Raw genomic sequence first — 22906 nt, 5'->3', positions numbered from 1 at the left:
TAGACATTGTCAATTATCAATTGCCTTTAAAACAGTTTGCCTTGCGGTGGCGTCGGAGCTACCCGGCCGAAGTGCTGGTACGCGGCTGGGGTGGCTACGCGGCCGCGTGGGGTGCGGTTCAGGAAGCCGTTCTGGATCAGGAAGGGCTCGTAGACGTCCTCGATGGTGTCGCTCTCTTCGCTGATCGCTGCGGCGATGGTCTCCAAACCTACCGGGCCGCCACCAAACTTGTCGATGATGGTCAAAAGGATCATCCGGTCCATGGTGTCGAACCCCATCTGGTCGATTTCCAGGAGCTCGAGCGCCTGGTCCGCCACCTCCTTGGTGATGACGCCAGTGGCGCGCACCTGGGCGAAGTCGCGCACCCGGCGCAGCAGGCGGTTTGCGATCCTGGGTGTTCCCCGGCTTCTGCGGGCGAGCTCCATGGCACCCTCGGGCTCGATGCTCATGTTAAAGATGCGGGCCGAGCGGGTGACGATAAAGGCGAGCTCTTCGTGGGTATAGAACTCGAGACGCGAGATGACCCCGAAGCGGTCCCTGAGCGGCGAGGAGAGTAGCCCCGCGCGGGTGGTGGCTCCCACCAGGGTGAACTTGGGGAGATCGATCTTGATGGTGCGGGCGCTCGGCCCCTGGCCGATGATGATGTCGAGCTGGAAGTCCTCCATCGCGGGATAGAGGATCTCTTCGACGACATGGGAGAGCCGGTGGATCTCGTCGATGAACAGGACGTCGTGCGGTTCCAGGTTGGTGAGGATGGCAGCGAGGTCTCCGGGGCGCTCGATGACCGGACCCGAGGTCGACTTGATGTTCACTCCCATCTCGCAGGCGATGATGTTGGCGAGCGTCGTCTTGCCGAGACCCGGAGGACCGTAGAGCAGCACGTGATCCAGGGATTCGCCCCGGCCGCGGGCGGCATCGATGAACAGCGCCAGATTCCCCTTGGCCTTTTCCTGCCCCACGTACTCGTCGAGCGCGCGCGGGCGCAGCGTCGATTCGAGGTAATCGTCTTCGGTTTTCTCAGCACTGATGGCGCGGGTCATAACTCTCCAAACTGCAGCGACTTGCCTGACCGGGCAGACGAGCCAAGGTATAACAGATACCCTCAAAGGTCAAGAGAAGGGGCCTTTACTTCATGAGCACCTTAAGCGCCTGTTTGAGCACCGACTCAACCGTGGCGTCTTCCGCGAGGCGCAGCTCGTTGAGCGCCTTCTGCACCACCGCTTCCTTGTAGCCCAGGTTGATGAGTGCGGAGAGCACGTCGTCCTTGATCTCCTGCCTGGCCGCCACCGGCGCCGCTTCGTGAGCCGTCCCCTGTGCCATCCCCAGCTTCTTCACCTTCTCCTTCAACTCCAGGATGAGCCGCTCGGCGGTCTTCTTGCCGATCCCGGGGATCGACGAGAGCCGTACCAGGTCGCCGCGCAGCAGCGACTCGGCCAGTTCGCCCGGCTCGCTGTTGGAGAGAATCGCATTGGCGAGCTTGGGACCTACGCCGGAGACGCCGATCAGGAGCTGGAAGAGTTCCTTCTCCTGCTGGGTGCGGAAGCCGTACAGGTTGATGGCGTCCTCTTTCACCGAGGTGTAGATCTGCAGCGAGATGGCACTTCCCTCGGCGGGGAGCGCGTAGTAGGTGGAGAAGGGGATCTGTACCCGGTACCCGACGCCGTTCACGTCGAGGATGATGTAATCCGGTGCTTTGAGAGCGATCTTGCCGGTGAGCAGTGCAATCATGTGGTGCCTCGTCCCAAGGGGAAGGTTGAAATCTTAAAATGCCGGGGTGGTGGCAGCGCTTGTTACCTCGCCAGTCGCACCAGGTTGTTCATTCCTGCTGAGTTCGCATGACACACGGCGACGGCGAGGGCGTCCGAGGCGTCTTCCTGGGCGATCTCCGGCAGGTTCAACAGGACCTTGATCATCTGCTGGACCTGCAGTTTTTCCGCGCGTCCGGTGCCGACCACTGCCTGCTTTACCTGGGAGGCGCTGTACTCGAATACCGAGAGGCCGCCGCAGACTGCAGCAACAATGGCTGCGCCGCGCGCCTGCCCAAGCTTCAGGGCACTCTGCACGTTCTTGGCGACGAAAACGTTCTCCACCGCCACGGCGGTCGGTTGGTACTCCTCGATGATCCCGCAGAGGCCGAAATAGATCTGCTGCAGGCGCTGGGGGAAGTCCTTCGCGCTTGAGGTGAAGATGGCGCCGTTGTCGATGTGGATCAGGCGGTTGCCTTCTTTGGAAATGAGGCCGTAGCCGGTTTTGCGGGAGCCAGGATCTATGCCCAGGATGATCATGCGAGGCCTTCCTTTACGCAACAGTCGACAAGGGTGAATCTGCGCGCGGAGTATAACAGATATGACAGAGCGGTTGTAGCAGAAGTAGCAGGTCCTCGAAAACCTTGCACCGCAAAGACGCAAAGAACGCGAAGAAAACCGGTAACTCAAAAAGCAGAGAAACCACAAGATCGAACTAGAACGTTCCTCGTCCGGCCCTTTTCGTTAACGTAGCAGGGCCGAGTAGTTTAATAGGCTTGCCATTGAAGTTCTTTGCGGTCTTTGCGTCGTTGCGGTGAGAGGGGTTTATGTTTCTGCTTCCCCCAGCCGAAGAAATAAAAAACGCGGCAGACGGTGTATTCCGCTCTGCCGCGTCTCGTGGAAGTAGCCGTCCCGGTAGGGAAGGGTTACATCATCTTCTCCATATCCTCAGCGGAGATGTCGAAGTTTGCATAGACGTTCTGGACATCGTCATTGTCTTCCAGACGGTCCATGAGCTTCAGCATGTTCTCGGCGTTCTTGCCGTCGAGCTTCACCATGGTCTGCGGGATCATGGTGATTTCGGAGTTCTCCGGCTTGAACCCGGCGGCCTCGAGGGCGGTCTTCACCTCGTGGAAAGCGGTCGGGTCGGTGAGCACCTCGTACTGCTCATCTTCGTCGGCCACGTCGTCGGCGCCCGCCTCGATGGCGGCCTCGAACAGTTTGTCGAAGTCGGTCGATTTCGGGAACACCAGGAGCCCTTTCTTGTCGAAGAGCCAGGAGACGCAGCCGGACTCGCCCATGTTGCCGTTGCACTTGGAGAAGATGCTGCGCACATCGGAAACGGTGCGGTTACGGTTGTCGGTCATCACCTCCACGAGCACGGCGGTGCCGCCCGGACCGTACCCTTCGTAGGTGGTCTCCTCGTAGTTGACGCCTTCCATGCCGCCGACGCCCTTCTTGATGGCGCGCTCGACGTTGTCCTTCGGCATGTTCTCGGCCTTGGCTTTATCGATGGCCGTCCTGAGGCGCGGGTTGCCGTCCGGGTCCCCGCCGCCCAGCTTGGCGGCAACGGTGATCTCTTTGATGATCTTGGTGAAAACCTTGCCGCGCTTGGCGTCAGCGGCACCTTTTTTGTGCTTGATGGTACTCCATTTATTATGACCTGACATGAGAACTTCCTTTCCATCAGTTAAATTGAAAACGTCGAATAATAACATGGCCAAAAGACAGTTGTAAAGTGAGAAAATGACGGTTAAACTGTTACGGATTCAGGAGCTACAGGCTTTTAGCCGAACGGGAGAATTTATGACTCAGTGTTGCAAGCTGTTACAATGTGTTGGATTTTTGTTGATGCTGTTGAGTGTTCTCTCATTCAGCAACGGTTGCGCCACTACCGGCCGCAAGGCCGCCGACAACCTGCCGCCCGTCCTGTCCCAGGAGGAAGTACAGCGTCCCTATGACAAAATGGGGGTGATCACGGTCCAGCGTGAGCGCTATGGCGCCCCCAACGATCTGAAGGCATCCGACTACGAGTGGGGCTACCAGGCCCTGCGCCAGGAGGCTGCCAAGATGGGAGCCGATGCCGTGATCTACCCCGAGATCAAGGGTGAACGCGAGAGTTACATCCTGTTCCCGTCCAGCGAGATGACCGCCCGCGGCGTCGCCATTAAATTCCGCTGAGCCTGACCCAACTGCAGAATTTCGTTGCCCTTGATCGGCCATTTTGAGATAGTGTTCGCCGTATACGGTATCGTGTGCGCGCGAACCGGCTGATGTGACCATTTAATCCCAGGAGGCGATATCAATGAAAGCTGTGCTGATGGAAGGGTTTGGCGGTATCGAGGTGCTGAAGTGCGGTGAGGCGGAGAAACCGGTGCCCAAGGAGAACGAGGTTTTGGTGCGGGTGCACGCCACTTCCATCAACCGCCCCGACCTGGTGCAGCGCGAAGGGAAGTATCCCCCCCCGCCGGGCGACTCCGAGATCCTCGGTCTCGAGGTGGCGGGCACCGTTGAAGCGCTTGGCCCTGGTGTCACCGGCTGGCAGGTGGGCGACCGCGTCATGTCCCTGGTCGGCGGTGGCGGTTATGCCGAGTACGCCGTTGCCTACGCGAACCACCTGATGCGCATCCCCGAGTCGATGAGCTTCGAGGAAGCTGCCTGCGTCTGCGAGTCGTACATCACCGCGTTTCTCAACGTCTTCATGATCGGCGGGCTCCAGGACGGCCAGACGGCCATTCTGCACGGCGGGGGAGGCGGGGTGAACACCGCCGCCATCCAACTCTGCAAAGCCCTCACCCCCAACGCAAAACTGATCGTCACCGCCTCGCCCGAGAAAATGGACCGGGTGAAAGCGCTGGGTGCCGACCTGGTGATCAACTTCAAAGAGACCCCGGATTTCTCGGAAGTGGTGAAGGAGTTCACCAACAAGAAGGGTGTCGACGTGATCCTGGATCACGTGGGCGCCAAGTACCTCGCTCCCAACATGAACTCGCTGGGGTATAAAGGGAAGCTCGTCAGCATCGGCGTCATCTCCGGCATCAAGGCGGAGCTTAACCTTGCGCTTATGATGGTCAAGCGCCAGTCGATCATCGGCAGCGTGCTGCGCTCCCGTCCGGTCTCCGAGAAGGGGGAGATCGTCGCCGAGTTCGTGCGGCGCGCCATCCCGAAGTTCGCCGACCGCAGCATCGTGCCGATCATCGAGAAGGTGTTCCCGATAGAAGAGGTGGCCGCCGCTCACGGCATGATGGAAGCGGACAAGCACTTCGGGAAGATCGTCTTGAAGACCGCGTAAGACAAAAGCCTCAACACAGAGGTCCACAGAGGAAAAGGCGAGGAACACAGGGAAAGGCAAACGTCGGGTCCCCTCTCTCCTTGCGGGAGAGGGGCAGGGTGAGGGGGAAGGTGCCACTTCATTGCTGCTGGCAGCTTCACCCATCCCCTAGCCCCCTCCGTCAAGGGAGAGGGGAGTAGGTCTCTCCAGAATCGAAGAATCTCTGTTCCGGCCTTTTGCTTTACGCAGTTAACAGTAACCACACAAGGGGCACAGAGGCAGTCAGAGGAAAGACTCCAGGGGTCGGCTAGGTGATCATGGTATGAACGCACCTGACACAGCGCCGACGCCGGTAGTCAAAGCTTTTCCTCTGTGCTACTCTGTGCTCTTCTGCGTATAAGGTTCCCCGTCTCAAAGGAGAGAGCGCTTCACGATGAACGATTACACGAACTACTTCTTCACCATCATGGTCAGGTTCTTCTTCCTGCTTACGCCGTTTTTCGTCCTGTCCACCTTCCTGGCCATGACGCCGGAACTCACCGCCGCACAGCGCCGCAGTACTGCGATCCGGGTGACTCTCGCGGTGCTCGTAACCTGCTTCGTGCTTTACTCCTTCGGCAATACCTTGTTCTCCCTGTTCGGGATCACGCTGGACTCCTTCCGCATCGGCGCGGGCAGCCTCCTCTTCCTCTCGGCGGTGCACATGGTGCACGGCGACGACAGCGCTCCCCCCAGCGAGAAACGGGAGGCCATCTCGGTGGTCCCCTTGGCGATCCCCGTGACGGTCGGTCCGGGAACTACCGGTGCCCTGCTGGTCATGGGGGCAGAGGTGCAGCAGAACTGGCAGATCTTTGTTGGCTGTGCCGCGCTGGCAGCTGCTGTCCTTTGTGTCGGGGCACTGCTGGTGTGCGCCTCCTTCATCGAGCACCTGGTGGGGAAGAAGGGGATCACCATCCTCAGCAAGCTGACGGGCCTCTTCGTTGCAGCACTCGCCGCCCAGATAGTTTTCACCGGCGTCCGGAACTTCTTGACGGTAAAATAAGAGACGGCGACCGGCCGAGGGAGCTGCCTCGAACCGGCTGCCGTCGCTACTACCGCCTGCTGAACCGGAGGACAGGATGGCTGCCAGCGCTGGGAAACCGGAAGTACTGGTGATCGGATCGGGACCAAACGGGCTTGCTGCCGCTGTCACCATGGCGCGACACGGTTTCCCGGTGACGGTGCGGGAAGCCGGCGAAACTGTCGGCGGAGCCACCCGGACCCTCGAACTCACGCTCCCCGGTTTCCGGCACGACGCCTGTTCCGCCATCCACCCCCTTGCCGAAGCCTCCCCCTGCTTCAGAGAACTCCCGCTGTCCCGGTTCGGGCTTAGCTGGATCTACCCCGACGCCGCGCTCGCCCACCCCTTCGATGACGGAACGGCCGTCCTCCTGCACAAGGAGATCCTGAAAACCGTCGAGACCCTCGATGCCGGAGATCGCGGCGCCTACCAACAGCTTTTCGGGCCGCTCCTGGAAGAGTGGGAGCTTTTGGCCCCCGAGCTCCTGGCACCCATGCATTTCCCCACCCATCCGCTGCTCATGGCCGGCTTCGGTATCCACGGACTGAGATCTGCCACAGGACTTGCCGAAAACCGGTTCCAAAAGAGTCGGGCCAAGGCGCTCTTTGCCGGGCTCGCCGCACACTCCATTCTCTCCCTGGACCGTGCCGGTTCGGCAGCCTTCGGTCTCATCCTCGGGGTGCTCGGGCATCTCAACGGCTGGCCGTTTCCCAAAGGGGGAGCGCAGCAGATTACCATGGCCTTGGCCGGGTACCTGGAGTCGTTGGGAGGGAAGATCGTCACCGGTGAGGCTGTTCGATCACTGAACGCTACTTCCGGTAAAGAGCTGATGTTCCTCAATGTAACACCGCGTCAGGCTCTCACGATAGCCGGGTCCCGCTTCACGCCGGGCTACCGACAGCAGCTCGAGTCCTACCGTTACGGTCCGGGTGTCTTCAAGATGGATTGGGCGCTCTCCGGACCGATTCCCTGGCGTGCGGAAGAGTGTCGCCGGGCGGCGACCGTGCACCTGGGCGGGACTCTGGAGGAGATCGCGGCGGGCGAGAAGGAGGTCTGGCAGGGGAGCCATCCCGAGCGCCCCTTCGTGCTGCTTGCCCAGCAGAGCCTGTTCGATCCGTCACGGGCTCCCGAGGGAAAACAGACCGGCTGGGCCTACTGCCATGTCCCCAACGGCTCGACCGTGGACATGACCGAGCGGATCGAACGCCAGGTCGAGCGTTTCGCCCCGGGGTTCCGGGAGCTGATCCTGGCGCGCTCGGTGCGCGACTGTGCCGGCTTCGAGCGTTACAACGCGAACTGCATCGGTGGCGATATCAACGGCGGTGTCCAGGACCTGAACCAGATCCTGGCGCGTCCCATTATCGGACCGCACCCGTATGCCACCTCGGACAGCCGCATCTTCCTCTGTTCTTCCTCGACCCCTCCCGGCGGCGGCGTGCACGGCATGTGCGGCTACCACGCCGCACAACTGGCCTTGGAAAGGCTTGGCAGGTAAACGAGGAATCTGCCACGGAGTCACGGAGAACGTCCAGAATACGAGGTCTTGCCGTAAAAAGGATTGCTTTTCTCCGCGTGCTCCGTGTCTCCGTGGCAGACCTTCAATGACCCAGCCGGAAGACGAAAAAAGGGTTCCCCGTGAGGAACCCTTTTTTCGTGTCTTCGATATTGCGGTGTCTCTTACAGGCTGAGCTCCGCGTGACCGTTACAGAGCTGGTCGCGGGCCGCATTGACCTCGGCGCTCTCCAGGTAGTCGTCGAACTGCATGGTCCGGTCGAGGTAACCGCCGCCCGGGGTGAACTCGACGATCCGGTTCGCCACGGTGGAGACGAACTCGTGGTCGTGGGAGGCGAAGAGCACCACCTCGGTGTAGGAGATGAGTCCGTTGTTCAAGGCGGTGATCGACTCGAGGTCGAGGTGGTTGGTCGGCTCGTCCAGGATGATGGCGTTCGCGCCGGTCAGCATCATGCGCGACAGCATGCAGCGCACCCGCTCGCCCCCGGAGAGCACGCTGGTCTTCTTGGTGGCTTCCTCGCCGGAGAAGAGCATGCGTCCCAAAAAGCCGCGCGCGAAGCTCTCCCCTTCGGTGGGGGGGGAGTACTGCAACAGCCACTCGATGAGGTTGTAGTCCCCCTTGAAGTACTCGCCGTTCTCCTTCGGGAAGTAGGCGTTGGTGATGGTCTGGCCCCAGCGGAAGGTACCGGCGTCCGGCTCGATCTCGCCGGCCAGGATTTGGAAGAAGATGGATTTGGCGAGGGAGTTGGCCCCCACGAAGGCGATCTTGTCCCCCTTTCTCACCATGAGGTCGAAGTCCTTGAACATCTCGACGCCGTCCACGCTCTTCGAGAGCCCCTTCACCTCGAGGATGATGTCACCGCAGGGGCGCTCGGGCTTGAACACCACCCAGGGGTACTTGCGCGAGGAAACCGGCATGTCCTCCACGGTGAGTTTCTCGAGGAGCTTCTTCCTGGAGGTGGCCTGCTTGGCCTTCGAGGCGTTCGAGCTGAAGCGCTGGATGAACGCCTTCAGCTCCTCGGCCTTGTCCGAGGTCTTCTTGGCGTCGTCCTGGCGCTGCTTCAGGTTCAGCTGGCTCGCCTGGTACCAGAAGTCGTAGTTGCCGACGTAGACCTGGATCCGGCTGAAGTCGATGTCTGCGATATGGGTGCAGACCTGGTTCAGGAAGTGACGGTCGTGGGAAACCACGATCACGGTGTTCTGGAAGCGGAACAGGAATTCCTCGAGCCAGGAGATGGATTTGAGATCCAGGTGGTTGGTCGGCTCGTCCAAGAGGAGTACGTCCGGGTTGCCGAAAAGCGCCTGGGCCAAAAGCACGCGCACCTTCTCGCCACCTTCCAGTTCCTTCATGAGCTTGCCGCGCAGCTCCTCGGGGATCCCCAGGCCGTTCAACAGTACCGCCGCCTCGCTCTCTGCTTCATAACCGTTCATCTCGGCGAAGTCAGATTCGAGCTCTGCGGAGCGGATGCCGTCCTCCTCGGAGAACTCGGGCTTCGAGTAGATCGCCTCGCGCTCGGCCATCACCTCGTAGAGTTTCTTGTGCCCCATGATCACGGTGTTCAGTACGGTGTGCTCGTCGTAGGCGAACTGGTCCTGCTTGAGGACCGCGATGCGCCCCTTGCCGACGCTGATCTCACCCTTGTCCGCTTCGATCTCGCCGGAGAGGATCTTCAGGAAGGTGGATTTCCCGGCGCCGTTGGCCCCGATCAGGCCGTAGCAGTTGCCGGGGGTGAACTTTATGTTGACGTCCTTGAAGAGGACCCTCTTTCCGTAGGACAGGGTGACGTTTGTTGCAGTAATCATGGTGGTTTCTCTCTTTGGGCAAAATGAAACGACCACAGGGTGGACCCGTGGTCGCGTAAGCAAGTATGTATAGCATTAATAAAGCCGGTGCGGCAACGTTTTTTTCGGCGTCATACGCAGTTAGCCCCGCCTGGGGTCCTCGGTACGCCCCGCCCACCGGCCGCGTTAGTTCTCTCAGGCTCCCGCAGTCAAGAAATTCCCCCCGGAGCCGATGCGTGTACGGATCCCGCGCCACCCGGCTGGAACAGTTCAAGCCCGCGAGTCCCCCGCCCCTTGCGGGAGGGGGGTAGGGGGTGGCGAAGCTGCCATGGAGAAAACAGCCTGTTACCTCCGTGGCAACCTGGTGCTTCCAAACCGCCTTTTCCTGCCGGGAATGCGTTAAAAAACCTTGTATTTATCTCGAGCAATGTGGCAATCTGCCACTCGCCAATCATCACCCGCTTTTCGGCAAGAACCGGAGTGGGATCCGGAGCATCCATGAAAATCGTCGACCAGATGAACCAGGGGAAGCAGTTTCTCTCCCTGGAGTTCTTTCCCCCCAAAGAGAAAAACGAGTGGCCCAACTTTTTCAAGGTCGCCGAGCGCCTGACCCGGCTGAACCCGCTCTTCGCCTCGGTGACCTACGGCGCGGGGGGGAGCAGCCAGGGGGACACCCTGGAGATCGTGACCCGCCTGAAGCGCGAACACGGCCTGGAGAGCATGGCGCACCTGACCTGCATCGGGGCGAACCACGCCGCGCTGCGGCAGTTCCTGGACGAGCTGGCGAGCGCGGAGGTCTACAACGTCCTGGCGCTGCGGGGTGACCTCCCCCAGGATGCCGGCCCGGAGGTCTCGGTCTGCCGCACGCTGTCGCACGCCTCGGACCTGGCTTCCTTCATCCGCGAGGCCCATCCCGAGATGGGGATCGGTGTCGCCGGCTATCCCGAGACCCATCCCGAGGCGCTGAGCCCCGAGCATGACCTCGCCTGCCTGCAGAAGAAGCTGGAACTCGGGGGGGACTTCGTGATCACCCAGCTCTTCTTCGACAACCAGAGTTACTTCGATTTCGTGGCCCGCGCCCGCGCCCTTGGGGTGGAAAAGCCGATCATCCCGGGGATCCTTCCGGTGGTGAGCCTCAAGGTGATCCGGCGCATCGTCTCCTTGTGCGGCGCGAGCATCCCCCCCGAGTTCCTGGCCAGGCTCGAGGAGGCGGATCGGGCAGGGGGGGCGGCTGCCGTGCAGAAACTGGGGATCGCCCACGCCCGGCACCAGGCCGAGGGACTGTTGGCTGCCGGTGCGCCCGGCGTGCACCTCTACACCCTGAACCGCGACCAAGCCATCCTGGAACTCGTCGACGGACTGCTCCCGGCCTGACCCGGGGGAGCACCACGCGCGGGAGGAGGACCATGAACAAGAAATTCGCCAGCGCAATCCTGGCCGCCCTCATCTGGGTGGCAGCCGCAGCTTCCGCCGCGCACTGCGCGACCGAGGGTGGCAAGACCGCCGCCGAACCGGCCGCTAAGGGGACCGCGGCACGTTCCTCCAGCCGCTCCGAAGCGCTCGCCCTCGAGCTTAAGACGCTCAAGGATGCGCTCCCCGCCAAGCAGGCCGAGCTCGCCAAGCTGCGCCATCGCTGGCTGGTAGCCAAGGGGCGCACCCCGACTGCGGCCGAGATCAAGGAGTACGAAAAGAAACGGGCCAAGGGGAAGGTGACCGTCGAGGACAACCCCTACGTCACCAAAACCCCGTTGAGCAACCCGGCGCCCTACCGGGCAGCCTACTACAAGAAACTCGAGGAAGTGACCCGGGACGAGGAAGAGATCGCGCGCCTGGAGCAGCAGCTGGCGGCGCTGAAGCTTGTGCCGGCCAACTGACCGGGTACTGGTGTCGAGGAGTGCTCCCCATGCATGTTGAATCGAGCTCGCTTATCTGGGGGCTGGCGGGGCTTTTGCCGCTGTTGGTCTACGTGGTGCTGGTGTTTCGCGGCGTGGAGGTCTTGACCGCAACGGTGCTCGGCGTGGTGCTGGGGGCGCTTTTAAGCCACCAGACCCTGCTCTCCTTCGGGCAGGCGCTCGCCTCGGCGATGGGGTCGTTCCTCGCCATGGTGGGGCTCATCATCATGCTGGGGCGGGGGCTGGGTGAGGTTCTGGCGGCGACCGGCGTCTCGCACACCATCGTGCACCGGATCATCCACGGCATCGGGATCGACAGCCAGAAAAAGGCGCTCCTCGGCATCATGACCGCCTGCCTCGTCATGGTGGGGCTTCTCGGGACCATGGCCGGCGGCAACGCCATCATCGCCCCGATCGTCGTCCCCATTGCGGCCGCGGTGGGACTCTCCCGCTCCACGGTCGCCGTCATCTTCCAGGCGGTAGGGGAGGAGGCGCTCATCCTGGGCCCCTTCACCCCGCCGGTCATCACCCTTTTGGGGCTCACCAAGCTGGGCTACGGCGAGATGCTCCTCTACGTCTCCGGTCCGGTCGCCCTCATCACCTTCAGCGCCACCTGGTTCATGGTGCAGCGCATCCAGCGGCGCACCCAGGCCACCGAGGCCTACCGGCTCCCCGAGGACCTGGAGCGCTTCGAACCGACCCCCGCCTCACGGCGCGCCACCACGGTCTTCACCCTCTGTTTCCTCGCAGCCGCCATCTGGGGGATCGTCTTCCACGCCCCGACCTCCTTCGTCATCGTCATCATGCTGGGGCTCTCCTTCGTCACCGGACTTACCGGGGGCTTGAGCCTGGACGAGGTCCTGCGCCTCATCGTTCAGGGGATGGCCGGCAACGTCGGGCTCTTCCTGCTTTTTTTGCTGCTCGACCCCTTCATCGGCTTCGTGGAGAAGGCCGGGGGCTTCGCCGCCCTGGGAACGCTTTTGAAGCCCGGCATGGAGATCGGGGGGCGCTCGGCCATCGTGGTGACCGGCGGGTTCCTGGGTGCCTTCGGCATTTCGGGGGCGACCGTGGCGACCCTGAAGCTGTTGAACGAGATGTTCATGCCGCTTTTGTCGCGCTACGGCGTTTCGATGCTCGCCTGGTCGGTGGCGCTCGTGGTGGCGACCCGGGTGAACAACTTCGTCTTCCCCGGCGCCAACATGGTGAGCTCTCTCGGCTTCGCCGGTTCCGAGGACATGCGCTCCATGCTGAAAAACGGCTGGGTGGTGGCCGCCTGCCAGCTCAGCTACCTCACCTGTTACGCCCTCTTCTTCGCCTGAAACAAGGGGACTGCTTCCCCAACTGCCTGTCCCCTCGAGCGTTCCAGAGTGGTGCCAGATTCCCAGCCCTTAGTCCCCAGTCCCCAGTCCCTAGTCCCCAGCCCCCAGTCCCCAGTCCCCAGTCCCCAGTCCCCAGTCCCCAGTCCCCAGTCCCCAGTCCCCAGTCCCCAGTCCCCAGTCCCCAGTCCCCAGTCCCTAGTCCCCGATCTTCCCCTGCGACCAGGCGCGGATCCTCTGCACCTCCGGCTCGGCGATCCCCAACGAGAGCAGGAAGTTGTGGTGCGCCTGGGGCGCGCGGCGCTCGAACTCGATGTGCAGCTGGTGCATCGCCTCGTCGTCCATCCCGGAGGCCCTCAGCATCTCCACGAACATCTCCTTGTCCACCGCCGATTTCGGCCCCCCCTCTCCCGAGAGCCGCAGCATCCCCGCCAGGAGGCGCTGCTTGGTCTGCAGTGCGTGGATCTCGGCCGCGATCTGGTGCAGGCGGCGCTGCAAAACGGTCGCCGTGCCGGTGGGGGCCTGTTCGAGGAGCGCCCGGATGCCGGCGATGTCCAGGCCGGCCTGCTTAAGCGAACAGATGGTCTCCAGGCGCTCCCGGTCCGCCTCCGAATAGCTGCGGTAGTTGGCGCAGGAGCGCAGGGAAGGGGACAAGAGCCCGATCCGGTCGTAGTAGAGGAGCGTGCTGCGCGACAGGCCGAACTGCCGCGCCAGCTGCGTGATCTGGTACATGGGGTCTCCCTGGGGAAGGGGCCTCCGGTCCGGAAACCGGAGACCCCGTGGTCTTACCGGTTACTTGAACTTGGTGCGTACCTCGGCGATGCGCGCCTCCGGCAGTCCCAGCCAGGCAAGGAAGCTCTGGTGCCCTTCCGGGTTTTGCTGCTCGAAGAGGCGGTGCCACTTCTCCATTGCCGCGTCGTCAAGCCCGATGGCCCGAAACCGTGCTACCCACTCCTCGACCGTCACTTTCTTTTCCATCGTCAAATCTCCTTTGGGTCGTTTTCTGTGTCGTCATGGCCGTGACTGAAACCGAGCCTACAGTGTGAAGCTGTAGTCGGGTCAAGAAAAAATGTGGAGCCACATAGTGCCACAACTCGCGCCCTTGTGCCACCGTCGACTCTCCGCACCAACCGCACGTGAAAATAAATGTTTGCGGCAGATTGCCAGGCGCCTTGCCAAGTGGCAAAATTCATGAGGCCGAAATTCCTGCCGATACTTTTTAGTACCTGCCTGAGGTTGGCGCCGCCTGAGGTGGCGCCGCCGGCCCCCCGAGCAGCTTCCCCTTGGGAAGCCAAACTAATGAACGAAGTTCGCCTGAACCGAGCACCGAACCGGTGCCGCTAACGGAGTAACCCATGACCCACCCCATCAGCGCCGAACTCGCCCGCCGTATTCTGGTCATCGACGGTGCCATGGGCACCCAACTGCAGGAGCGCCACCTGACCGCCGAGGACTTCGGCGGCGCCGCCTACGAAGGGTGCAACGAAATGCTGGTGCTGACCCGCCCCGACGTCATCGAGGAGATCCACCGCTCCTACCTGGAGGCCGGCGCCGACATCATCGAGACCAACAGCTTCGGCGGCACCAGCATCGTGCTGGCCGAGTACGGCATCGCCGACAAGGCCTTCGAACTGAACCGCACTGCCGCGGAACTCGCCCGCAAGGCCTGTGCCGCCTTCACCAGCGCCGAGCGCCCGCGCTTCGTGGCCGGCTCCATGGGGCCCACCACCCGCAGCATCTCGGTGACCGGCGGGGTTACCTTCGAGGAACTCTCCCACGCCTTCGAGGGACAGGCGCTGGGGCTTTTGGCCGGCGGGGTCGACCTCCTGTTGCTGGAGACCGCCCAGGACACCTCGAACCTGAAAGCCGCCGCCGACGGCATCGCGCGCGCCTTCGAGAAGGCGGGGTGCCGGGTGCCGCTCATGATCTCGGGCACCATCGAGCCGACCGGCAGCATGCTGGCCGGCCAGAGCATCGAGGCGCTCTACGCGAGCATCTCCCACCTGGAGGACCACCTGGGACTTTTAAGCGTGGGACTTAACTGCGCCACCGGCCCCGAGTTCATGACCGACCACCTGAGAAGCCTCGCGGCACTTGCCAGCTGCGCGGTCTCGGTCTACCCCAACGCCGGACTTCCCGACGAGAACGGCCACTACGCCGAAACCCCCGCTTCACTTGCCGGCAAGCTCGCCCGCTTCGTCGACGCCGGCTGGCTCAACCTGGTCGGGGGGTGCTGCGGCACCACTCCCGCGCACATCAGGGCGATCGCCGAGATGGTCCAGGGGAAAGCGCCGCGCATCCCGGTCTCCTCCCGGCGCCGGGTGGTCTCCGGCACCGAGGCGCTCTTCGTCGAGGACGAGCTGCGCCCGGTCCTGGTCGGGGAGCGCACCAACGTGATCGGCTCGCGGCGCTTCAAGAACCTGGTCATCGCCGAGAGCTTCGAGGAGGGGAGCGAGATAGCCCGGGCCCAGGTGAAGGGGGGGGCCCAGGTGATCGACGTCTGCGTGGCCAACCCGGACCGCGACGAGGCCGCCGACCTAAGCCGCATCCTCGACTACCTCCCCAACAAGGTGCGGGTCCCCATCATGATCGACTCGACCGACGCGGCGGTCCTCGAGCTCGCCCTGAAGAGGCTGCAGGGGAAATGCCTGGTGAACTCCATCAACCTGGAGGACGGCGAGGTCCGCTTCCAGCAGGTGACCCCGCTCTTGCGGCGTTTCGGGGGCGCCGTGGTGGTCGGCTGCATCGACGACGACCCGCAGCACGGCATGGCGCTCACGGCCGAGCGCAAGCTCGAGGTGGCGCGCCGCTCCTTCGACCTTTTGACCGGCGAGTACGGGCTGCGCCCCGAGGACCTCATCTTCGACCCGCTGGTCTTTCCCGTGGGGACCGGCGACGAGAACTACATCGGCTCCGCCGAGCAGACCATCGAGGGGGTGCGCCTGATAGCCGAGGCCTTCCCGCAGTGCGCCACCATCCTCGGGATCTCCAACGTCTCCTTCGGCCTCCCCGCCGCCGGCCGCGAGGTCCTGAACGCGGTCTTTCTCTACCACTGCGTCAAGGCCGGGCTCACCTACGCGATAGTCAACACCGAGAAGCTCGAGCGCTACGCCGCGATCCCCGAGGAGGAGCGCCGCCTCGCCGAGGACCTCATCTTCTGGCGCGGCGCGGACCCGGTGGCCGCCTTCGCCGCAGCCTTTCGGGACCGGGCGCCGGTGGAGCGGGCGCCGGCCGCCGAACTCCCCCTGGACGAGCGGCTGCCGCGCTACATCGTCGACGGCACCAAGGCAGGGCTCACCGACGACCTGAAGGCGGCGCTCGAGCGCGGCGACCGGCCGCTCGACATCATCAACGGGCCGCTCATGGCCGGCATGGCCGAAGTGGGAAGGCTCTTCAACGACAACCAGCTCATCGTGGCCGAGGTGCTGCAGAGCGCCGAGGCGATGAAGGCGGCGGTCGCCTACCTGGAATCCTTCATGGAGAAGAGCGAGAGCCACGCGAAGGCGAAGCTCTTGCTCGCCACGGTGAAGGGGGACGTGCACGACATCGGCAAGAACCTGGTGGAGATCATCCTCTCCAACAACGGGTTCGAGGTGGTGAACCTGGGGATCAAGGTCCCCCCCGAGGTGCTCATCGAGGCCTGCCGGCGCGAGAAGCCCGACTACCTGGGGCTCTCCGGGCTCCTGGTGAAGAGCGCCCAGCAGATGGCGGTCAGCGCCGCCGACCTGAAGGCCGCGGGGATCGACATCCCGCTGCTCGTGGGGGGGGCCGCACTCTCCAAGAAGTTCGCCGACACCCGGATCGCCGCCGAGTACGGGGGGCCGGTGCTCTACGCGAAGGACGCCATGAACGGGCTCGATCTCGTGAACCAGCTGAGCGACCCCTCCCGGCGCGGCGAGCTGCTTGCCGAACTCTCCCGGCGCCAGCAGGAAGCGGGGGGACCTGCCCCGCAGCGTGCCACCCAGGAGGCTGCGGGGGAGGTGCCGGCCCGCTCCGCGGTACGCGCCGACGCCCCCATCCTGTCCCCGCCGGACTTCGAGACCCACATCCTGCGGGACATCCCGCTCGGGCGCATCCTCCCCTACCTGAACCGCCAGATGCTCTACAGCAAGCACCTGGGGCTCATCGGCGTGCCGGACAAGCTCCTGGCCGCGGGGGACGAGAAGGCAGTCAAGCTGCACGGCCAGGTAAACCGGATGCTCGAGAAGATAGAACAGAACGGGCTGGTCCGCCCCCAGGCGCTCTACCGGTTCTACCCCGCCTCGGGCGAGGGGGACGACCTGATCCTCTACGACCCGGAGGGGTCCGGCGCCGAGATCATGCGCTTCAGCTTCCCGCGCCAGGCCGGCGGCGAGCGGCTCTGCCTGGCCGACTTCGCCCGTCCCAAAAGCTCGGGAGAGCTCGACAACGTGGCGCTCTTCACGGTTACCTGCGGGCTGGGCGTGCGCCAGGAGTCCGAACGGCTCAAACAGGCCGGCGAGTACCTCGAGTGCCACCTGTTGCAGGCCCTGGCTCTGGAGCTTGCCGAGGCGACCGCCGAGTGGCTGCACCGGCGGCTGCGCGACGCCTGGGGGATCGTCGACGACCCGTCGCTCACCATGAAGGGGATCCTCAACGCCGACTACCAGGGGATCCGGGTCTCCTTCGGCTACCCGGCCTGTCCGGAACTCGCCGACCAGGAGAAGCTCTTCGCGCTCCTCGACCCCTCCCGGATCGGGGTGGCACTCACCGAAGGGTACATGATGGACCCCGAGGCGAGTGTCTCGGCCCTGGTCTTCCACCACCCGGAGGGGCGCTACTTCAGCGTGGTGCGCTGACCACGGGGACTTCCGACAGCCGGCCGGCCGCTTCCCGATAGTTGATCTGCCGACGTCATTTTCTCTAATTAGCCATTGCGCGGCTGGCGCATTCTGGCATAATGAAAACCTCGCAGGAGTGAGGTTTATTTTTCAGCTAACCCGGAGCAATTACAGCATGAATGACCCGATTACCGTGGGGATCAGTTCCTGTCTTTTGGGAGAGAAGGTTCGCTACGACGGCGGGCACCGCCACGATCACTACATAACCGGGACCCTGGGAAGGTTCTTCCAGTTCGTGCCGGTCTGTCCCGAGGTGGAATGCGGCATGCCGGTCCCCCGCGAGGCGATGCGTCTGGAGGGTGACCCGGCGAACCCCCGCCTGGTCACCGTGAAGAGCCGCCAGGACAAGACCGGGCAGATGCACGCCTTCTGCCGCGAGCGGGTGGCGGCGCTCAAGGACGCAGGACTCTGCGGCTTCATCTTCAAGAAGAACTCCCCGAGCTCCGGGCTGCACCGGGTCAAGGTCTACAACAACGGCATGCCGGCCAAAAACGGCCGCGGCCTGTTCGCCGCCGAGGTGGTGCGCCAGTTCCCCTTCCTGCCGGTCGAGGAGGAGGGGCGCCTGTGCGACCCGGTGCTGCGCGAGAACTTCATCGAGCGGGTCTTCACCTACGCGCGCTGGAAGGCCTTCCTGGCCGGGGAACCGGACCTGGGGGACCTGGTCAAGTTCCACACCGCGCACAAGCTCTTGGTCATGGCGCACAGCCCGACCATCTACCGCGAACTGGGGGCCCTGGTCGGAAACGGCAAGCAGCTCAAGAAGGTGGAACTCTTCCAGCGCTACGAGGAGCTCCTCATGATGGCCCTGGCGCTCATCGCCACCGTGAAGAAACACACCAACGTGCTCATGCACATCATGGGGTACTTCAAGGCCGGGTTGAGCCGCGAGGAGAAGGAAGAACTCCTCGATTTGATCCGCCAGTACCACGACCACCTGGTCCCCCAGGTCGTCCCGGTCACCATGCTCAAGCACTACTGCCTCAAGTTCAACGACCAGTACCTGAGAGGCCAACTCTACCTGAGTCCCCATCCCACCGAGCTTGCCCTGAGAAACCATGTCTGACTCCAGTATCCCCCGACCCCACGATGCCACGGAGCTTAAGTCCCCCCCGCGTATGACCGCGTGGCACGACTGGATGGCCACCGGCAACGAGGAGGTGGACAACCAGCACCGCGACCTCCTGAACAAGGTGGCGGATCTCCTGCTGGCCTGCCGCGAACAGCGCATGGCCGAAGAGATCAGCAAGCTCTTCTGGTTTCTCAAGCGCTACGTGCGCCGGCACTTCCGCGACGAGGAAAAGCTGCAGCTCGACAGCGGCTACCCCGGCTATGCCGCGCACCGGGCGGAGCACCAGGCCTTCTACGCCCAGGTGACGGAACTGGAAGCGCGCTACCTCAAAGACGGGACCAGCACCACCCTCATCGTGGAGTCGCTGAACCTTATGTGCGAATGGCTGCACCGCCATTTCAGGCAGATGGACCAGGAACTGGTGGACTACCTGCACGGTGTCGGCAGCTATGCTCCCTGAACAAAGACAGCGGTGCACCAACACTAGCTGTATACGTGAATGCTTCTAGTTCACCGTTGTTCCTTTTCCGACATCTGTTATACTGTATTTGGTGTGGACAGTGTCAGAATCGGATGGCATAGTTCCAACAACAGACCTTTATCTCGCGACTTTTTGATGTGGCATGAACGGTACCGGTGCCAAGCACCCGATCCAGTTACGTAAGCAAACCAAAGGAGGTTGCTATGCTTGTCCGAGACAGAATGACGTTGAACCCCGTTACCATCACGCCGGAGGTGTCGGTAACCGATGCGCTGCGCCTGATGAGTGAACGGAAGATCCGGCGCCTGCCGGTGGTGGACGCCCAGGGGGGGGTGATCGGGATCGTGTCCGATCGCGACCTGCTTCTGGCCTCGCCGTCTCCCGCCACCACGCTCGCCATCTGGGAGATCCACGAACTTTTGGCCAAGCTCACCGTGGAAAAGATCATGACCCGTGAGGTGATCATGGTCCAGGAGGACACCCCCCTCGAGGAGGCGGCCCGCGTCATGGCCGACAGCCGGATCGGCGGTCTCCCGGTGTTGCGCGGCAGCGAGCTGGTGGGGATCATCTCCGAGTCGGACCTCTTCAAGACCCTCCTGCAGCTTCTCGGGGGGCGCCGTCCCGGGGTGCGCATCACCGTGGCCACCTCCGGTGCCAAGGGGACCCTGGCCGAGATCACCAGCGCCATCTACGAGGTTGGGGGCGACATCGTCGGCCTGGGCTTTTCCGAGGTGCAGGGAGCGGCGGACGGTACCTGGGTGAACACCTTCAAGGTGCAGGGGGTCGCGAAAGACAAGCTCGTCGAGGTGATGCGCCTGCACGTGCGCGAGATCCTGGACGTGCGCGAGGCCCCGTAACCGGGGGTGCTGGAGAAAACGCGGGGCGTGCCGTTCAGGTGCGCCCCTTTTTGCGGTCCGCAGCGGACCTCATACCTTAAGGGAGCCCACACCATGCACCTGATCCAGATCCTGTTGCCGCTCTACGACAACGAGGGAAAGCCGTTCGGGCAGGAACTCTTTTTGCGGGTGCGCGACGAACTCTCGGAGCGTTTCGGCGGCATCACCACCTACATGCGCTCCCCGGCGCGCGGCCTCTGGAAGGAGACCCGGGAGACCACGGTGCATGACGACATCGTGATCTACGAGGTGATGACCGACACCCTGGACCGCGACTGGTGGCAGGGCTACCGCCAGCAGCTCACCGTGATCTTCCGCCAGGCGCTCCTCATCGTGCGGGTGAGCGAGGTGCAGCTCCTCTAGAAGGATAGGGAGCGATGCCCGAGGGGCGGCCCCTTTGGCCATCAACACCCCTAAACAAATCCCCCCCTGTTCCCCTCTCAAAGGTTCATCCGGTAATTCCAGAAAGCGCGCATATGGTTGCTCTCAACCACTGCTGGCAGCCCAACGTTCCCCCTTGGAAAAGGGGGGAACCCGGGCAGGACAGTAACCGAAATCTCTGAAGAATAACAAAGCCGGGGTGGCGCTTTAAAGCGCCACCCCGGCTTTGTTGTTGAGGGAAACGGTTACCGCTAGTACTTCATGAAGGCATCGTCCTGCAGGTCGTGCGCCGTCTCATCCAGCTCGACATCGAACCCCGCGGAGCGGGTGACCTTGGTCGCGTGCGCCGGTTTCGTCAAGGAGGCGCTCCGCTTCACCGGCGCGGCGCTCTTGGCGGGGCGGCGGGTGGCCTGGCGGCGGTTGCCGTCACCCGTGTTGAAGAAGCCGATACTCGCCTGGAGCTGCTCCGCCTGGCTCGAGAGCTCTTCCGCGGTCGAGGACATCTCCTCGGCTGCCGAGGCGTTTTGCTGGATTACCTGGTCGAGCTGCTGCATGGCCTTGTTGATCTGCTCGGCGCCGGTGTCCTGCTCGCGGCTCGAGGCGCTGATCTCCTGCACCAGCTCGGCGGTCTTCTGGATGTCCGGCACCATGGTGGAGAGCATGGTCCCGGCCTTTTCGGCGATCTGCACCGAGTTCGAGGAGAGCTCCAGGATGCCTGCCGCCGCCTGCTGGCTCCGCTCGGCCAGCTTTCTCACTTCGCTTGCCACCACCGCGAACCCCTTGCCGTGCTCACCGGCCCGGGCCGCCTCGATGGCCGCGTTCAGCGCGAGGAGGTTGGTCTGCCGGGCGATCTCCTCGATGATGTTGATCTTGGTGGCGATCTCCTTCATGGCGTCCACGGTATGCGCTACCGCCTGTCCCCCCTCCTGGGCGTCGGTCGAGGACTTCACCGCGATCTTCTCGGTCTGCAGGGCGTTGTCCGCGTTCTGCCTGATGTTGGAGGACATCTCCTCCATGGAGGAGGAGGCCTCCTCGGCGGCGGCCGCCTGCTCGCTGGCCCCCTGCGACATGGTTTCCGCGCTCGCCGAGAGCTCGCTCGCCCCGGAGGCCACGTTGTCCGCCGCGGAGCTCACCTCGGCGACGATCTCCCTCAGACGCTCCAGCATGGAGCCCATCGACGCGAGGAGCTGGCCGGTCTCGTCGGTGCTCTGCGCCTTGACCTCCATGGTGAGGTCCCCCTGCGAGAGCCTGTCCGCAACCTCGACCGCCTGGGCAAGCGGGCGGGTGATGGAACGTGCCAGGAGGAAGGTGATGGTGCCGGCGAGCACGAAGGCCAGGGCGCCGAGTGCGAACATCAGGTTACGTGCGCTGTGGTAGGCCTCCTGGGCCTGTTCGTAGCGCAGCTTGTTGCGTGCCCTGCAGTGCTCTCCCAGCTCGTCGATGTTGGTGAGCCAGGCGCGAACCGCCGGGCGCGCCTCCTTGTTCATCAGGTCGATCCCTTCGACATCCTTGCCGGCAAGTGCGAGGTCCATCACCTTGGTGTTGAGCGGCCGTGCCTTCTCCCCGGCCGCGCCCACCTTGGCCAGCAGCTCGTGCCCCTTGGTGTCGTCCTTGCCGGTGAGCTCGGTCACCTTTTTGGCCGCTTCGCTGTATTTCTCGCGCCACTCCCCGATCCGCTTCTGGTACTCCTGGCGCTTCTCCACATTACGGTCCAGGAGGATGTTGCGCAGGTTGATGGAGACCTCGCGGATGCAGTCGGCCATGTCGTTACTCAACTCGATCCGGACGTTGTTGACGGTGACGATCCGGTCGAGGTTCGCCTCGATCTGGGCCATGTTGGCGATGCTGACCCAGATGAGTCCCGCCATGATGAGCAGCAGGACGCCGTTGGCCAGCGCGAGCCTGGTGGCGATCTTCATGTTCTTGAGCATGGTACACCCTCCTGTCGATGGTTGAACCGTGTTGAATGAACAGCAACTTCTTTGTCATTCATCGACAGCCCGTGTGGGAAACTTAAGACAAAAAAAGGCGCAAACTCTCACAGACAACTCAAATGGGGAAGACCACCACGACGGTTCAACTTTCCACCACGGTTCCCGGTTTGGCAGGTTCTTTCCGTGCCGTGCCTCTGTCAGCCGTTCAGGCTGCTTCTGTCATCTCACCGTACGTACATTCCAGTTCCCCGGAAGAGAACACCGCGTCCACATCGAGGATCATGACGAAGTCGTCCCCGCGCCTCCCCATGCCGCGAATGAAGTCGAGGTTGAGACCGGTGCCGATACGGGGCGGGGGCTGGATCTGATCCGGTTCGAGATTGAGCACCTCCTGGACCGAGTCGGCCATCGCCCCCAATACCAGGGTCTCCCCCGCAAGGGTCACCTCGACGATGATGATGCAGGTATGCACGGTCTGCGGGGTCACCGGCAACCCGAACTTGAGCCTCAGGTCCAGTACCGGCACCACGTTGCCGCGCAGGTTGATCACCCCGCGCATGAACGCCGGGGTCTGGGGTACCTTGGTGACCTCGGTCAGGTCCAGCACCTCGCGGACCTTGTGGATGTCCAAGGCAAAGGTCTCGCTGTCCAGGGTGAAGGTAAGGTACTGCCCGGCTTCCACGCCACTTTGCTCTGCCATCTCTGCTC

21 protein-coding genes are annotated in these 22906 nt (G+C 63.2%); 12 read left to right on the top strand and 9 right to left on the bottom strand.

The features are described from left to right. Positions 1-26 precede the first annotated feature (26 nt). The 4 genes from ruvB to H7688_RS09375 all read right to left on the bottom strand — a co-directional run bounded on the left by ruvB (position 27) and on the right by H7688_RS09375 (position 3415). Positions 27-1040 carry a Holliday junction branch migration DNA helicase RuvB gene (gene ruvB, locus H7688_RS09390; protein WP_183360808.1) on the bottom strand — a complete coding sequence of 338 codons (1014 nt, stop codon included), beginning with the start codon at positions 1038-1040 and terminating at the stop codon, positions 27-29. A gap of 85 nt (positions 1041-1125) precedes the next feature. Beyond that, positions 1126-1728 carry a Holliday junction branch migration protein RuvA gene (gene ruvA, locus H7688_RS09385; RefSeq protein WP_183360807.1) on the bottom strand — a complete coding sequence of 201 codons (603 nt, stop codon included), beginning with the start codon at positions 1726-1728 and terminating at the stop codon, positions 1126-1128. A gap of 62 nt (positions 1729-1790) precedes the next feature. Then, positions 1791-2285 carry a crossover junction endodeoxyribonuclease RuvC gene (gene ruvC / locus H7688_RS09380; RefSeq protein WP_183360806.1) on the bottom strand — a complete coding sequence of 165 codons (495 nt, stop codon included), beginning with the start codon at positions 2283-2285 and terminating at the stop codon, positions 1791-1793. Positions 2286-2671: 386 nt separating this feature from the next. Beyond that, on the bottom strand, positions 2672-3415 hold the full coding sequence (locus H7688_RS09375) for a YebC/PmpR family DNA-binding transcriptional regulator (protein ID WP_183360805.1): 744 nt from the start codon (positions 3413-3415) through the stop codon (positions 2672-2674). A gap of 181 nt (positions 3416-3596) precedes the next feature. Between H7688_RS09375 and H7688_RS09370 the strand changes: the two genes are divergently transcribed. The 4 genes from H7688_RS09370 (at position 3597) to H7688_RS09355 (ending at position 7571) form a co-directional block, all read left to right on the top strand. Further along, positions 3597-3926 carry a hypothetical protein gene (locus H7688_RS09370; RefSeq protein ID WP_246329764.1) on the top strand — a complete coding sequence of 110 codons (330 nt, stop codon included), beginning with the start codon at positions 3597-3599 and terminating at the stop codon, positions 3924-3926. 124 nt (positions 3927-4050) lie between these two features. Further along, entirely contained in the window at positions 4051-5037 is a 987-nt protein-coding gene (locus H7688_RS09365) for an NAD(P)H-quinone oxidoreductase (RefSeq protein WP_183360803.1), read from the top strand. A 412-nt stretch (positions 5038-5449) separates the two neighbouring features. After that, complete coding sequence (locus H7688_RS09360; protein ID WP_183360802.1) at positions 5450-6058, top strand: MarC family protein; 609 nt, start codon at positions 5450-5452, stop codon at positions 6056-6058. A gap of 76 nt (positions 6059-6134) precedes the next feature. After that, positions 6135-7571: a phytoene desaturase family protein gene (locus H7688_RS09355; protein ID WP_183360801.1), complete on the top strand. Its 1437-nt coding sequence runs from the start codon at positions 6135-6137 to the stop codon at positions 7569-7571. A 182-nt stretch (positions 7572-7753) separates the two neighbouring features. On the opposite strand, the gene H7688_RS09350 is transcribed toward H7688_RS09355, so the two are convergent. Then, on the bottom strand, positions 7754-9391 hold the full coding sequence (locus H7688_RS09350; protein ID WP_183360800.1) for an ABC-F family ATP-binding cassette domain-containing protein: 1638 nt from the start codon (positions 9389-9391) through the stop codon (positions 7754-7756). Positions 9392-9868: 477 nt separating this feature from the next. Here H7688_RS09350 and H7688_RS09345 point away from each other — a divergent pair, with 477 nt between their 5' ends. Genes H7688_RS09345 through H7688_RS09335 form a run of 3 tightly spaced genes read left to right on the top strand, consistent with a single transcriptional unit; the run spans position 9869 to position 12581 of the window. Next, positions 9869-10744 carry a methylenetetrahydrofolate reductase gene (locus H7688_RS09345; RefSeq protein ID WP_183360799.1) on the top strand — a complete coding sequence of 292 codons (876 nt, stop codon included), beginning with the start codon at positions 9869-9871 and terminating at the stop codon, positions 10742-10744. Between the two features lie 32 nt (positions 10745-10776). After that, entirely contained in the window at positions 10777-11244 is a 468-nt protein-coding gene (locus tag H7688_RS09340; RefSeq protein ID WP_183360798.1) for a hypothetical protein, read from the top strand. A 29-nt stretch (positions 11245-11273) separates the two neighbouring features. After that, positions 11274-12581 (top strand): Na+/H+ antiporter NhaC family protein, encoded by a 1308-nt coding sequence (locus H7688_RS09335; RefSeq protein ID WP_183360797.1) that lies wholly within the window; start codon positions 11274-11276, stop codon positions 12579-12581. Between the two features lie 195 nt (positions 12582-12776). On the opposite strand, the gene H7688_RS09330 is transcribed toward H7688_RS09335, so the two are convergent. Further along, positions 12777-13310 (bottom strand): MerR family transcriptional regulator, encoded by a 534-nt coding sequence (locus H7688_RS09330; RefSeq protein WP_183360796.1) that lies wholly within the window; start codon positions 13308-13310, stop codon positions 12777-12779. A gap of 60 nt (positions 13311-13370) precedes the next feature. Further along, positions 13371-13556, bottom strand: a complete 186-nt coding sequence (locus H7688_RS09325; protein ID WP_183360795.1) for a MerR family transcriptional regulator — start codon at positions 13554-13556, stop codon at positions 13371-13373. 377 nt (positions 13557-13933) lie between these two features. Here H7688_RS09325 and metH point away from each other — a divergent pair, with 377 nt between their 5' ends. The 5 genes from metH to H7688_RS09300 all read left to right on the top strand — a co-directional run bounded on the left by metH (position 13934) and on the right by H7688_RS09300 (position 20246). Next, a complete protein-coding gene (metH, locus tag H7688_RS09320; RefSeq protein ID WP_183360794.1) occupies positions 13934-17395 on the top strand; it encodes a methionine synthase in 3462 nt (1153 codons plus the stop codon). Positions 17396-17552: 157 nt separating this feature from the next. Next, complete coding sequence (locus tag H7688_RS09315) at positions 17553-18500, top strand: YbgA family protein (RefSeq protein ID WP_183360793.1); 948 nt, start codon at positions 17553-17555, stop codon at positions 18498-18500. 52 nt (positions 18501-18552) lie between these two features. Further along, positions 18553-18966, top strand: a complete 414-nt coding sequence (locus tag H7688_RS09310; RefSeq protein WP_183360792.1) for a bacteriohemerythrin — start codon at positions 18553-18555, stop codon at positions 18964-18966. 224 nt (positions 18967-19190) lie between these two features. Next, on the top strand, positions 19191-19844 hold the full coding sequence (locus H7688_RS09305) for a CBS domain-containing protein (protein ID WP_183360791.1): 654 nt from the start codon (positions 19191-19193) through the stop codon (positions 19842-19844). Between the two features lie 93 nt (positions 19845-19937). Then, positions 19938-20246, top strand: a complete 309-nt coding sequence (locus H7688_RS09300; protein ID WP_183360790.1) for a hypothetical protein — start codon at positions 19938-19940, stop codon at positions 20244-20246. 269 nt (positions 20247-20515) lie between these two features. On the opposite strand, the gene H7688_RS09295 is transcribed toward H7688_RS09300, so the two are convergent. Together H7688_RS09295 and H7688_RS09290 are read right to left on the bottom strand one after the other, a co-directional pair. Beyond that, positions 20516-22195 (bottom strand): methyl-accepting chemotaxis protein, encoded by a 1680-nt coding sequence (locus H7688_RS09295; RefSeq protein WP_183360789.1) that lies wholly within the window; start codon positions 22193-22195, stop codon positions 20516-20518. Between the two features lie 208 nt (positions 22196-22403). After that, complete coding sequence (locus tag H7688_RS09290; protein ID WP_183360788.1) at positions 22404-22898, bottom strand: chemotaxis protein CheW; 495 nt, start codon at positions 22896-22898, stop codon at positions 22404-22406. Between the last annotated feature and the right edge of the window lie 8 nt (positions 22899-22906).

The organism is Geomonas limicola (genome assembly GCF_014193675.1).
Taxonomy (GTDB): domain Bacteria; phylum Desulfobacterota; class Desulfuromonadia; order Geobacterales; family Geobacteraceae; genus Geomonas; species Geomonas limicola.
The sequence above is the reverse complement of the archived record's forward strand: the minus strand, read 5'-3'. Positions and strand labels throughout refer to the sequence as shown.